General features: G+C 73.2%; 11 protein-coding genes. All 11 read right to left on the bottom strand.

Going from position 1 to position 13150, the window contains the following annotated elements; genetic code table 11:
- Positions 1–23 precede the first annotated feature (23 nt).
- Positions 24–1580 carry a TonB family protein gene (locus FPZ22_RS09530; protein ID WP_144892461.1) on the bottom strand — a complete coding sequence of 519 codons (1557 nt, stop codon included), beginning with the start codon at positions 1578–1580 and terminating at the stop codon, positions 24–26.
- On the bottom strand, positions 1567–1938 hold the full coding sequence (locus FPZ22_RS09525) for a BlaI/MecI/CopY family transcriptional regulator (RefSeq protein ID WP_144892459.1): 372 nt from the start codon (positions 1936–1938) through the stop codon (positions 1567–1569). Before FPZ22_RS09525 ends, FPZ22_RS09530 begins: the two co-directional genes overlap by 14 nt.
- A gap of 636 nt (positions 1939–2574) precedes the next feature.
- Complete coding sequence (locus FPZ22_RS09520) at positions 2575–3678, bottom strand: PLP-dependent cysteine synthase family protein (RefSeq protein ID WP_144892457.1); 1104 nt, start codon at positions 3676–3678, stop codon at positions 2575–2577.
- A 20-nt stretch (positions 3679–3698) separates the two neighbouring features.
- On the bottom strand, positions 3699–5687 hold the full coding sequence (tkt, locus tag FPZ22_RS09515; RefSeq protein ID WP_144892455.1) for a transketolase: 1989 nt from the start codon (positions 5685–5687) through the stop codon (positions 3699–3701).
- Positions 5688–5820: 133 nt separating this feature from the next.
- Positions 5821–7158 (bottom strand): dicarboxylate/amino acid:cation symporter, encoded by a 1338-nt coding sequence (locus tag FPZ22_RS09510; RefSeq protein ID WP_144892453.1) that lies wholly within the window; start codon positions 7156–7158, stop codon positions 5821–5823.
- A gap of 61 nt (positions 7159–7219) precedes the next feature.
- Entirely contained in the window at positions 7220–8896 is a 1677-nt protein-coding gene (locus FPZ22_RS09505; RefSeq protein ID WP_144892451.1) for a BatD family protein, read from the bottom strand.
- Positions 8897–8900: 4 nt separating this feature from the next.
- Entirely contained in the window at positions 8901–10442 is a 1542-nt protein-coding gene (locus FPZ22_RS09500) for a vWA domain-containing protein (protein WP_246120682.1), read from the bottom strand.
- The gene (locus tag FPZ22_RS14100) at positions 10439–10732 is read right to left on the bottom strand and encodes a hypothetical protein (protein ID WP_246120681.1); all 294 of its coding nucleotides are present in this window, start codon (positions 10730–10732) and stop codon (positions 10439–10441) included. The genes FPZ22_RS09500 and FPZ22_RS14100 overlap by 4 nt, the downstream gene beginning before the upstream one ends.
- Positions 10729–11742, bottom strand: a complete 1014-nt coding sequence (locus FPZ22_RS09495; RefSeq protein WP_144892449.1) for a vWA domain-containing protein — start codon at positions 11740–11742, stop codon at positions 10729–10731. Before FPZ22_RS09495 ends, FPZ22_RS14100 begins: the two co-directional genes overlap by 4 nt.
- Positions 11739–12194, bottom strand: a complete 456-nt coding sequence (locus tag FPZ22_RS09490) for a DUF4381 domain-containing protein (protein ID WP_144892444.1) — start codon at positions 12192–12194, stop codon at positions 11739–11741. The genes FPZ22_RS09495 and FPZ22_RS09490 overlap by 4 nt, the downstream gene beginning before the upstream one ends.
- Positions 12194–13072, bottom strand: coding sequence for a DUF58 domain-containing protein (locus FPZ22_RS09485; protein ID WP_246121031.1), 879 nt, complete (start codon positions 13070–13072; stop codon positions 12194–12196). The genes FPZ22_RS09490 and FPZ22_RS09485 overlap by 1 nt, the downstream gene beginning before the upstream one ends.
- Positions 13073–13150: the final 78 nt, after the last annotated feature.

The raw sequence follows: 13150 nt of genomic DNA, 5'->3' as shown, positions 1-13150 counted from the left end.
CGGCGGCGTCCGGAGCCGACCGGTCAGTCCGGTCGGGCCGCCGCCTTGGCAACGCCGCAGTGCACGCCCCCGGCGTCCGATTCGTCCACGACTATCGAGTCGCAGGTTATTTCCCTGACAGGGTTCCCCGCCGCCGCATCCAGCTGGATCCAGTTGAGCTGGTACCCCCCAGGCGGACTGGCCGCCCGCCCAGGGGCCTTGAACTCGACCGGGACGCGGACCCAGCCCTCGACCGGCTTGCCGTCCTTGCGCGCCGGCTCGAGCACCCATGCCCTGGCGGCTTCGACGGTGCCGGCATCGAACACACCCGCCGGCTCCGATTGCTCCACCACCACATCCTTGACGCGGCCATCGATACCGACCAGCAGTTTCAGCATCACGCGACCATCCTGCCCGGACGCCGCTGCACCCGCGGGGTACTTCGGCGGCAGCATGACGGGTGTTGCGGGTGTTGCGGGCGCGGCGGGCGTTGCCCGCGTCGCGGGCGTTGCGGGAGGCGCGGGAGGCGCGGGCGGTTTTGGCGCAATGGTCGTGGGCTGCGCCGGGGGTGGGGGCGGCGGCGGAGGCGCCTTCCCGTCCAGCGGAGCGGGCAGCGGAGGCGGCGCCGGTGGTGCCGGCGGCGCGTCGGGCAACTGCGGGGCGGGTGGCGCCGGCGGAGCCTCGGGCATTTCCGCCGGGCGCACGGCCCAGGCGGCATAGCTGCTGCCGGCGAGCACGAGGCCCAGCACCAGGATGCCGGTACGGCGGCGCAGGGCGCCGGGTTGGGGTTGCTTCAACATCTGGATGCGCTCCTTCAAGGATTGGCTGGACTGCCAATGGCAGCCGACCGGCAGTCCAGGGACGGCCAGCTGCACGTTCAACATCGCGGCCGCGTAACGACGGCGGGCATGGGGATGGCGGGCGAGCACGGTGGCGTCGCAGGCCAGCTCCTGGTCGAGGCGGAACGCGCGCTCGGCCAGGTACAGGAGGGGATTGAACCAGTGCAGGCAGCGCAGGACGACGGCCAGCAGGTTGGCCCGGGTGTCGCCGCGGGACAGGTGGGCGCGCTCGTGGGCAACGACCAGTGCGGCCTCTTCGGGAGCGTGGCGGAGCTCGAAGTCCGCGGGCAGCACGATGCGCGGGCGCAGCGCACCGACCACCGCCGGGCCCTCCACGCGGTCACCGCGCCAGTGGCCCTGCGCGTCGCGCTGGAGGCGGCCCAGGCGCGCGACGAAGCGTCGCTGCCGGCCGGCCAGGCGGCAGGCGACGACCAGGGCGCCAAGCAGCCAGAGACCGCAGAGGACGGTCATCCATCCGATGCCCGTTGCGGCGACCGCACCCGTGGCGACCTCGCCCGGTGCGGTCACCAGGATGCCGGGATGCAGGGCCACCAGTCCCGGCGCAAGCAGCTGCACCGCCTGCGGCCGCGGCAGCATGGTCGCCAGCAGCGCCAAGGGCACCAGCGCCCAGGCCGCATAGGCCACGTGTGCGCCGAAGGCGCGTCGCAGCGGGCGCCGCATCGCCAGTACCAGCAGCACGGCCACGCTCGCCGCCAGGCTGCCATCGACCAGCCAGCGCAGCAGGGTTTCAGCCGCGGTCATCGTCGAGCTCCTCGACCAGGCGGCGCAGTTCGTCGATGTCGGCCTGGCTGAGCCTGCCGCGCTCGCTGAAGTGCGCGACCAGCGGCGCCACGCGGCCGCCGAACAGCCGGTCGAGCACGGATTCGCTCTGGCTGGCCACCCAGGCCTCGCGGGTCAGCACCGGGGAGTAGAGGTAGCGGCGGCCGTCGCGCTCGGCGCGCACCGCGCCCTTCTTCAGCAGGCGGTTGAGGAGGGTCTTGATGGTGGGCTCGGCCCAGTCGCTGTGCGCGGACAGCCGCGCCACCACGTCCTCGGCGGCGAGCGGATGTCCGCTCCAGAGGACTTCCATCACCACGGCTTCGGAATCGCTGACCGGCATATCGATTACACCTGTAAATCCTGCGGTCGATTACATGCGTAAACGACGGCACTGTCAAGCCCCTGCTTGTCGGGCTTTCTCCTCGGGTCTTCTGCCGATCCAGGGGATCGCTTCGGTGAAGTCCGGGCTGCCCACTACGGGACGCTCCGTTCAAGTCCGGGCCTCCCGCCGCGGACGCAGGGGGGGCACGACCTTTGGTCGCGGTCGGGAAGCGGGCCACGTCGACGTCCACAACGTGGAAACGGAGAGCGTCATGACCGGGAGCTGCCCGGTTTCGCCGCTTTGGATCTTCCGTCCCGAAGCCGCAGAACGTCGGAGCCCGTCCCGCGCACAGGGGGTGTGCGGACAGCCGGCCATGGATGGCCGGCGGCCGGCAGTGGCAGCAGGACGCGGAGACTGCCGGGGGAGCACACCCCCTGTGCGCGGGACGGGCCGCGCGGACCACAACGAAGCCGCCTGAGCGCGGGACGGGCGGCGCGGACCACAACGGAGCCGCCTGAGCGCGGGACGGGCGGCGCGGGCCCCAACGGAGGCGCTCCTGAGCGCGGGACGGGCTGCGCGGACCCCAACGAAGCGATTTCAGGGCGCGACGGTGCGCCAGGAGCGCGACAACGCGCCAACCGCACCTTCCGGCCGTCAGGCCTCGCCCAGGGCGTCCAGGCCGTAGATGGGGCCGCCGGCCACGGCGGAGGCGATGACCGCGTCCGCGGCTTCGGTGTCGATGCGGTTGGCCGCGTACCAGCCCGGGTCGTAGTAGCTGTGCGCGTAGCGGTCGCCGCTGTCGCAGAGGATGGTCACGATCGAACCGTCACGCCCCTCGTCCGACATGCGCTTCGCCGCGTGCAGCACGCCGACGAAGTTGGTACCGGTGGACCCGCCCACGCGGCGGCCGAGGGTGGTGCTGACGTGGCGCATCGCCGCCAGTGCCAGCGCGTCGGGCACCTTGACCATGCCGTCGACGCAGCTGGGGATGAAGCTGGGCTCCACGCGCGGCCGGCCGATGCCTTCGATGCGCGAGCCGCAGGGATGGGTGAACCCGCGCCACGGCTCGCCGGCCAGGGCCGCGCGATAGGCGTCATGGAAGACCGATTCCTGCGGGTCCGCGCACAGCACGCGGGTGTCGTGGCGCCGGTAGCGCGCATAGCGGCCCAGCGTGGCGGCGGTGCCGCCCGTGCCCGGGCTGCAGACGATCCAGGCCGGGACCGGATGCGGCTCCTCGGCCATCTGCCGGAAGATCGACTCGGCGATGTTGTTGTTCGCGCGCCAGTCGGTCGCACGCTCGGCGTAGGTGAACTGGTCCATGAAGTGGCCGCCGGTCTCCGCGGCCACGCGGTGCGACTCGGCGTCGAGTTCGCAGGCGCGTTCGACCAGGTGGCAGCGGCCGCCCTGGAACTCGATCGCCGCGATCTTTTCCGGCGAAGTGCCGGCCGGGATCACGGCGATGAAGGGCAGCCCGAGCAGCCGCGCGAAATAGGCTTCCGATACCGCGGTCGACCCGCTGGACGCCTCCACCACGGGCCGCCCTTCCCGCAGCCAGCCATTGGCCAGCGCGTACAGGAACAGCGAGCGCGCCAGCCGGTGCTTGAGGCTTCCGGTGGGATGGCTGGACTCGTCCTTGAGGTACACGTCGATGCCCGGGTACCCGGGCAGCGGCATCGGGATCAGATGGGTGTCGGCCGACCGGTTGAAGTCGGCCTCGATGGTGTGGATCGCATGTGCCACCCACTCGCGCTGCGCCATGTCGCCGCCCTCCCCGCGCGCTACAGCGCGCGGGCGGCGGCGACCACCGCCTCGACGGTGAAGCCGAAGTGCGGGAACAGCACCTCGGCCGGCGCGCTGGCGCCGAAGCGGTCGATGCCGATCACCGCCCCGTCGAGGCCGACGTACTTGCGCCAGAAGTCGGAAATGCCGGCTTCGACGGCGACGCGCTTGCGGCAGGCGTCCGGCAGCACCGATTCGCGGTACGCCGCATCCTGGCGGTCGAAGACGTCCGTCGAGGGCATCGACACCACGCGCGCTTTCTCGCCCAGCTGCGCGGCGGCCTGCATCGCAAGCTCCACCTCGGAGCCGGTGGCGATCAGGATGATCTCGGGCGTGCCCACAGAATCCTTCAGCACGTAGCCGCCGCGTGCGATCGCGGCGACCTGCGCCTCGTCGCGCGCCTGCGGCGCGAGGTTCTGGCGCGAGAACACCAGGCAGGCGGGGCCGTCGCGCCGCTCGATGGCGGCCTTCCAGCACACCGCCGATTCGACCGCGTCGCAGGGGCGCCAGACGTCGTTGCCGGGGATGGCGCGCAGGCTGGCCAGGTGCTCGACCGGCTGGTGGGTCGGGCCGTCCTCGCCGAGGCCGATGGAGTCGTGGGTGTAGACGTGGATCGCGTGCGCGCCCATCAGCGCGCTCATGCGCACGGCGTTCCGGGCGTAGTCGCTGAACACCAGGAAGGTGGCGTCGTACGGGATGAAGCCGCCGTGCAGCGCCAGGCCGTTGGAGATCGCGGTCATCGCGAACTCGCGCACGCCGTAGTAGACGTAGTTGGCGTCGGGATCATCGCCCGCCACCGACTTGCTGCCGCTCCACAGCGTGAGGTTGGAGCCGGCGAGGTCGGCCGAGCCGCCCACCAGCTCCGGCAGGTGCGGCGCGTAGGCCTCGATCGCCATCTGCGAGGCCTTGCGCGAGGCGACCTTCGGGCTGTCGGCCTGCAGCTTCGCGATGTACGCATCGGCGGCGGCGGCGAAGCCCTCGGGCAGATCGCCATGCGAGCGACGGGACAGTTCGGCGGCAAGCTCCGGATGGCGCTGCGCATAGGCGTCGAACAGGCGGTTCCACTGTTCCTCGCGCACGGTGCCGGCGTTGCTGGCGCGCCAGCCGTCGTAGATGGCCTCGGGGATCTCGAAGTCACCGTGCTCCCAGCCCAGCGCCTTGCGCGTGGCGACGATCTCGTCCTTCCCCAGCGGCGCGCCGTGCGAGGACTCGCTGCCCGCCTTGGCCGGCGAGCCAAAACCAATCGTGGTGCGGCAGCAGACCAGCACCGGCCTGTCGTCGTGCTGCATGGCCCGGTCGATCGCGGCCTTGATCGCGCTGGCGTCGTGGCCGTCGACGTCGCGGATCACGCGCCAGCCGTAGGCCTCGAAGCGGGCCGGGGTGTCGTCGGTGAACCAGCCGGCGGTGTCGCCGTCGATGGAAATATGGTTGTCGTCCCAGAACGCCACCAGCTTGCCCAGGCCCCAGGTGCCGGCGAGCGACGCGGCTTCATGCGAGATGCCTTCCATCAGGCAGCCGTCGCCCAGGAACACCCAGGTGCGGTGGTCGACCACGGCGTATTCAGGACGGTTGAAGCGCTGTGCGAGCAGCTTCTCGGCCAGCGCGAAGCCGACGGCGTTGGCGAAGCCCTGGCCCAGCGGGCCGGTCGTGGTCTCGACGCCGGGCGTGACGAAGTTCTCGGGGTGGCCGGGGGTGCGGAAGCCGAGCTGGCGGAAGTTCTTCAGCTGCTCGATCGGCAGGTCGTAGCCGGAAAGATGCAGCAGCGCGTACTGCAGCATCGAGCCATGGCCGTTGGACAGCACGAAGCGGTCGCGGTTGAACCACTTCGGGTTGCCCGGATTGTGGCTCAGGTAATCGTTCCAGAGCACCTCGGCGATGTCCGCCATGCCCATGGGCATGCCGGGATGGCCGGAATTGGCCGCCTGGACGGCGTCAATGGCGAGGATACGGATGGCATTGGCGAGGTCGCGGCGGCTGGGGCTGGTCATGTTCTCGGGCGGCGGGGACGGCGGGCGAAGCCGCCATTGTCCCATCCCCCGCCCCCCGCGTCTCCCCCGAAGGGGAACGGCAGGAGCGGCTATAGCCGCTCCCACATTGGGCGTCTGGCCGCTCCCACGGGATTCAGGCGGCCGGTCGGGGTGCCCTGTCCTCCGCCAGCTCCGCCGGCGCGTCCACCTCGCCCTTCGACACGATCGCGGCGATGCCCAGGTCCCCGGTCACATTCACGGTGGTGCGGCACATGTCGAGGAAATGGTTCACGCCCAGGATCAGGCCGATGCCTTCCGGGGGCACGCCCACCATGGCGCAGATCAGCGCCACCACGGGCAGCGAGCCCGAGGGCACCCCCGCGGTGCCGATGCCGCCGAGGATGCAGATCATCATCACCATGAACTGCTGGCCCCAGGTCAGGTCGACGCCGAAGAACTGCGCCAGGAAGATCACCGTCACGCCCTCGAACAGCGCGGTCCCGTTCTGGTTGGCGGTGGCCCCGATGGTCAGCACGAAGCGCGAGACCTTGGTCGGCAGGTTCAGCTCCTGGTCGGCGACCTTGAGCGCGGTCGGCAGGGTGGCGTTGCTCGACGCGGTGGAGAAGGCCATCAGCATGGCTTCCTGCACGCCCCTGAAGAACTTCACCGGGGAGTAGCCACCGACGAACTTCAGCGCCAGCGAGTAGCTGACGACCATGTGCAGCGCCAGCGCGCCGACCACCACCAGCACGTAGACGCCCAGCCGCGCCAGCAGTTCCCAGCCGAACAGCACGGCGAGGTTGAACATGAAGCAGAACACCGCCGCGGGCGCGAGGCGGATGATCAGGCCGATGAGGGTCATCGAGATCTCGAAGATGCCCTCGATGCCGCGGCGCAGCGTCCGGATCTGCGGCGTGTCCGGGCTCAGCACGATGCCGACGCCGAACATCAGCGCGAAGAACATCAGCGCCAGGATGTTGGCGTTGTTGGCGGCCGCGCCGACCACGTTCTGCGGCACGATGTCGAGCAGCATCTGCATGCCGGTGGGCTGCATGCTGCTGTCGCGGACGATCGCCGCGGTCCTCTCGGCGCCTTCGGCCAGCAGCTGCTGGGCCAGCACCGGATCGACGCCGGCGCCGGGCTTGAACACGTTCACGAGCACCAGGCCGATCAGCACCGCGATGCCCGACAGCACCACGGTCGCGATCAGCGTGCGCCAGCCGATCCTGCCGAGCGAGCGCACGTCGCCCATTTCCGACACACCCACCACCAGCGCCGAGAACAGCAGCGGCACGATCATCATGAAGATCAGGCTGAGGAACAGGGTCGAGAACGGCTGTGTCACATACCGCGTCAGGCCCTGCACCCAGGCGGCGCCGGTGCCGACGCCGTAATGCACCACCAGGCCGAGGACCAGGCCCGCGACGAAGCCGATGGCGATCTTCCAGTGCAGCGGCATGCGCTGCCTCGTGGGCGCGGTCGGTTCGATCATGCGGTGTTCCCCGGAACGTTGCGGACGCGGGAGCTTAGCAAAGCCGCTTTCCGGCCCCCTCTCAGCGCGGATAGAGCGGCGGCAGCGTGGCATCGCCGCCATCGTCGCCGACACGCCAGTCCGGACCCCGTGCGAAGGCCTCGCGGACCGCGGTCCGCGCCGCCGCGGCGGCGCCCTCGCCCTGGCCCCAGCGTGCGCGTTGCAGGGCGGCGATGGCCTCGCGCTGCGGTCCCGGCGCCAGCATCCGCGCCAGCGTGTCGAGGTCGGTGGCCGGCGGCGAGGACAGCGCGCACAGTGCGGCGGCGATATCGCCCAGTTCGCCGGCGACCAGCGCCTTGCGCAGCGTCGGGCCGGGACCGCTGCGGTGCGCGGCGTCCGGCGGTGCGCCGGCCCCGGCGCCAGCGATGGTGCGGCCGGAGGCGGCACCGCGCGAGCGGAGCTGCAGCGCCCAGGCCAGGGTGGCCAGCCACAGGAAGGCGAATGCCACCGTCGCCAGCGCCCAGGCACGGGCTCCGCCCTGGACTCCGGGCACCCGGACCAGGGTCTCTTCGCCGGATCGCCACGCGACGCCGGGCGACTCCGGCGCCGCAGGCGCCGCAGGCGCCACGTCGAACTCCAGCGCCGGCAGGGTCGCGACCCGCAAGCGGTCGGCGTCGACGTCCCACCACTCCACCCCCGGCATCTCCACGCGCAGCCGGCCCTCGCGCGCCGGCAGCACCGAGAAGCGCCGGACCATGCGCACGCGCGGCCGCCCCTCCTCGACCGTCTCATCGTGCCGGGGCGGTTCGGGAAAGATCTGTGCGCCCTGGTCCGCGCTCAGCGCGGGAGGTTCCAGCTGGGCCGCGGTCGCGCCGTCCGCCACGAGTTCCAGTTCGATGGTGGCCGCATCGCCCGCGCGCACCGTGGAAGGACGCTCCAGCCAGCGCAGCTGGAGGTTGTGCAGCGGCAGCCAGGGGCGCGGCGCGGCGGCGGGCAGCGGCTTGACATCGAGCACCAGCACGGGGCCTTCGGCGGCCACCGATCGCTGGCCTTCGCCGAACAGATCGTCGAGCCAGCCGCCGACGCCGCGCCCATGGAAGCGCGCCGCGGGAACCTCGAGCCGCCCGCTGCGCTCGGGCACCAGCAGGTAGCGGCGCTCCACCACCTGGTAGCGACGGCCACCGATGTCGCGCGTGTACTGCAGGTCGTTTCCGCTGCGCCGCAGCGCGCCACCGTCCGGCTCCGGCTGCTCGAGCTGCCCCGACAGCAGCCGGGGCGCGTAGTACAGGCGCAGGCGCAGTCCGACCGCCTGCTGCACATAGGGCGCCACATCGTCGACTTCGGCTTCGATGAAGGCCGGATCGCGGGTGCGTGCCGGCGCCGCGCTGGCCGCGGTCACGATCAGGGTCAGCGGCGCGGTGCGCTCGCCACCGACCTGCAGCGACGGCACGGTGAGCTCCCCGGTGCGGTCCGGGCGCAGCGCCACTGCGTACAGCGTGCGGGTCACGGCCGCGCCGCCGTGCTGCTCGTAGGAATGCCGGCTGCTCTGTTGTTCGATGCGGAAGTCGTCTTCCAGCGGCGCGTAGTCGGGACGGCCGCCGCCGTCGGTCTCGATGTTCAGGGTGGCGGACTCGCCGAGTTCGATACGGTCGCGATCGAGCCAGGCGCGCACCTCGGCGCCGGCGAGCCCGGGCGTCAGCAGCAGCACGCCGACGAGCAGGATCTTCACGAGGCATCCGGTCAGGGCGGCAGCGGACATGCGGTCAGCGCTCCTCGGCGCGGCGGCGCAGGTGTTCGTTGCGGAAGCGCGCGCGCAGCAGCGCACCGGGATCGTCGGGAACGCGGCGCAGCCAGGCGGCGTTGGCCTGTTCGCGCTCGTCGCCGGGCCGGGTTTCCCCCTGCGCGGAAGCAGGTTGGGGCTGGCCGTCCGCGCCGGCCTCCAGCGCGCGCTGCATGGCGTCGTGCTGGGCCTCGTCGGCGGCCTGCTGGCGGGCCTGGGCATCGGCGTCGGATTCGATGCCCTCGGGAGCCGGCTCCGACTCGGCGCCAGGGTCGTCATCGCGCTGCTCCGGCGGCGCGGTCGCGGAGTCGTTGGTGCCGGCATCGGGCTCTTGCGCTTCTTCGTCGCCACGACTGCCGGCAGCTTCGCCGGGCTGCCGCTGGTCGCCCTGCGCGGGCATCCCACCGCTCCCGCCGCCGCCCGGAGGCTGCGGCTGACGGCGCATCGCCGCCTCGACCGCGGCGCGGTTGGCCACCGCGTCGGGCATGCCGGGGGCGGCTGCCAGCGCCTCGTCATAGGCCGCCAGGGCCTCCTCGTAGCGACCCGCACGGGCGAGGGCGTTGCCGCGGTTGTAGGCGGCATCGGCGCCCGGCAGGCCGGCGAACCCGCTCGCGGCGGTCGCGAAATCGCCTTCACGGTAGGCGGCCTCGGCCTCGACGCTGCGCGCGTGCGCGGCCTGGTCGGCGCGGCGCCAGAGATCGCCCGCCGGTCGCCCCGCGTCGGGCGTGCCGGCGTCGGAGGCGCGGGCGACAGGCGCGCGGACATCCGCGGTGGCGGCGTCGGCCTCGACGACCCGGGCGTCGACGGCCGCGAACGCAGGCTGCAGCGGCAGCAGCAGGCATAGTGCGACTGCGGCAAGGCCGACCCCGCGCCGGAACGCGGCCAGCAGGAGGAGCATCGCCAGCGGCAGCAGCCAGTAGCCGCCGTCCTCACGCACGTGCCCACCGCGGCTGGTCGTGGGGCGGGTGCCGGCAGGGGCGCCGCCCGGGCCCGCCACGACGACTTCCGGCGGCGTGCTCCATTCATGGAGGCGACCGCCACCCGCGGCCGCCAGGGCGCTCAAGGACGCGAGGTCGAGCGCGCTGTGGTGGATCGCTCCGTCGCGGCCGCGATAGCCGGCGCCGGCGGGCGTGCCCATCGCCAACACGGAGACGCGATGGCCTGCCGCTGTCGCACGGGTCGCGGCGCGGATCGCGGCCTGCCCGACCGCGGGCGCCAGCAGCAGGATGTCGCCGCGCGGATGTCCCGCCCTCGCCAGCAGCCCACTGGCCAGGTCGATGGCCCGCTCCGGCCGTTGCCCGTCCACCGGCATCACGTCCGGGGCCAGCGCGTCGAGGAAGACGGCGACGTTGGCCGCCTCCGGAGTGACCGGCGAGACGACGAAGGCATCGTCCGCGTACGCGACCAGGGCGACGTCGCCCCGATGGGCGCGCAGCAGCGCGTCGATGCGCGCACGCGCCTGCGCCAGCCGCGACGGCGGCAGGTCATTGGCCAGGGTCGCGCTCGACAGGTCGAGCGCGATCACCAGCGCGCCGCCTCCCCCTGCAGCGGCTGCGGAACCCCGCGCCAGCTCGGCCCCGCCAGCGCCATGATCGCCACCGCCAGCCCGGCCAGCATCGCCAGGCCCGCCAGCGACGCACCGCGCCCGCCACCACCCGCTGCGAGCAGGTGAGGCAGCAGGTGCGGGTCCACCGCCGAATGCCAGGCGCTGCGCCGCCGCGCGCGCCGACGCCAGGCCCAGGCCAGCAGCGGCAGCAGCAACAGCGCCAGCAGCCACGCCGGACGCAGGAACTGCAGGCCGGCGAGTCCGGTCATGCCCGGGAGCTCCGCGGCGCCAGCGCCGCCGCCAGCAGTCCGCAGGCCAACGCCAGGGCCAGCGGCCAGTAGTAGCGCTCGAGTCGCGGGCGCAGCGCCTCACCCGGGCTTTCGACCGGCTCGATCCTGTCGATCTCGGCGTAGATGCCGGCCAGCGCGGCGGTGTCGCGGGCGCGGAAGCTGCGGCCCCCGGTCATCTCCGCGATCTCGCGGAGGCTGTCCTCCTCGATCCCCGGACCGCCGGACGGCAGCTGGAAGCCGAACACCGACAGGGCCTCGCCCTCGCCGCCGAAGGCGATGGTGTGGATGCGCACGCCCTCGTCGCGGGCGATCTCGGCCGCGCGCATCGGGTCGAGCACGCCTGCGGTGTTGACCCCGTCGGTGAGCAGGACGAGGACCCGCTCGCCCGCCTCCTGGCCCTGCAACCGCTTGACGGCGAGGCCGATGGCATCGCCGATCGCGGTCTCGCGGCCCGCCAGCGCGACCTCGGTCGCCAGCAGCTGCCCACGGACCGTGTCGAGGTCGGCCGTCGCCGGGGCCAGCACGTACGCGGCGCGGCCGAACACCAGCAGGCCGACGCGATCGCCTTCGCGGCGCGTGAGGAAGTCCGCGATCACCGCCTTGGCGGCAGTCAGGCGATCGACCACCTCGTTGCCGATCAGCACGTCGCGCTCGCCCATGCTGGCCGACAGATCCACGGCCAGCATCAACTCGCGCGCGCTGTGCGGCGGCTGCACCGCCTCGCCCCAGGCCAGGGGCCGTGCCGCGGCCAGGCACAGCAGCGCCCAGCCGGCCCAGGCCAGCCAAGGCTGGCCGCGCATCGGGACGCGCGCGCCGGATCCGGCCCCCACCTCGCCCAGGCGATCGCCCCAGGGCACCCGCAGGGCCGGTCCGGCGTCGCGCACCGGCGGCAGCACGGTGCGCAGCAGCCACGGCAGCGGCAGGGCCAGCAGCAGCCAGGGCCAGGCGAAGCCGGCAAAGGCCGGCCAGACTGCGCCGAGCGCGTTCATGCGCGGCCCTCCATCCATTCGACGAAACGCTCGCGCGCGGCCGCGCGCAGATCGGCGACGCGGGCCGGATCGGCGTCGGGGCGGAACGCGCCCTCGATCAGGAGTTCGCCGCGCGAGCCATCGAAGCGCGGTGTGTCGCGGCCGGCATCGAGGAAGTCGAGCCAGGCCTGGCCCTGGAGGCGGTCCGCGGCCGGATCGCGACGCCGCGCGGCGCGGCGCAACAGGGTGGACATCGCCGCCACCTCGGCCACCGGGCCGGCGGCGGCATCGGCTTCCGCGTCGAACAGGGCCAGCAGCCGTCGCCGGCGGCGGGCGCGCAGCAAGTGCCAGCCCAGGAGCGCCGCCGCGGCGAAGAGCAGCCCCGCCGCCAGCAGCCACCAGCCCGGCGCCGGCGGCCACCAGGACGGCGCCGCCGATGGGTGGATATCGCGCAGGACCAGGCCGTCGCCCATCAGCCGCGTCCTGCTCCGATGGCGTCCAGCCAGGCGTCGCTGGGGGCGTCGCAGGACAGCGCCACCGCGCGCACGCCGCGCGCTTCCAGAGTGGCCGTCAGGGACGACAGCCGGCCGGAAAACGTCTCCTGCCAGCGCCGGCGCTGTGCGGGTGCGGCCATGTCGAGCTCGAGGCGATCGCCCGGCGCAGTCTCGAACGCGAGCAGCGCCCCGGGCGGATCCATCTCCAGCGGATCGGTCAGCAGCAGGACGACCACCTGGTGATGGGTGGCCAGGCCCGACCAGCGCGCGACCGGCACGGCCTCCACGCTGGCCGGATCGGCCAGCAGCAGCAGGCGCGAACCGGGCCGCAGCAGGCGGACGGCCTGGTCGAGCGCGACCTCGAGGCCGGCGTCGTCGTCCGGAGGACGCGCGTACCAGCGCACCAGTGCATCCAGAACGCGCAGCGCGCCGCGGGCGCCCGAGGCCGCCGGCACCGGCGGCGCCAGGCCGCTGCCGCGCAGCGCCGCGACCCGGTCACCGTCGGCTACCGCTCGCCATGCGGCGATCGCGCCGGCGCGCGCCGCCTGGACCGACTTGAAGCGGACCCGGGTGCCGAAATAGAGCGCTGGCGCGGTGTCGGCCACGACCAGGGTCAGGCGTTCGCGCTCGGCCTGGAACAGCTTGGTGTGCGGCTTGCCGCTGCGCGCGGTCAGGCGCCAGTCGATGTGGCGGGCGTCGTCGCCGGGCGTGTAGCCGCGGGACTCGGCGTATTCCATGCCGCGGCCACGCAGCATCGAGGGTGCCTGCGCGCGCAGCCCCGAGCTGCCGGCGGCCACGCGCCCGCGCGCACGAGCCAGCCCGCGCAGCGCGATCAGTTCGGCGAGGGTGGGAACAATGCCGTCGCCCGCCGGCGGCTCCGGCGGACCGGGCTGCCCGGGCGCGGCATGCGCGACGGCCGCGACCCTGCTCCCGGG

Source organism: Luteimonas granuli (assembly GCF_007795095.1).
Classification (GTDB): Bacteria; Pseudomonadota; Gammaproteobacteria; order Xanthomonadales; family Xanthomonadaceae; genus Luteimonas; species Luteimonas granuli.
This window is presented reverse-complemented; position numbering and strand designations above follow the sequence as displayed.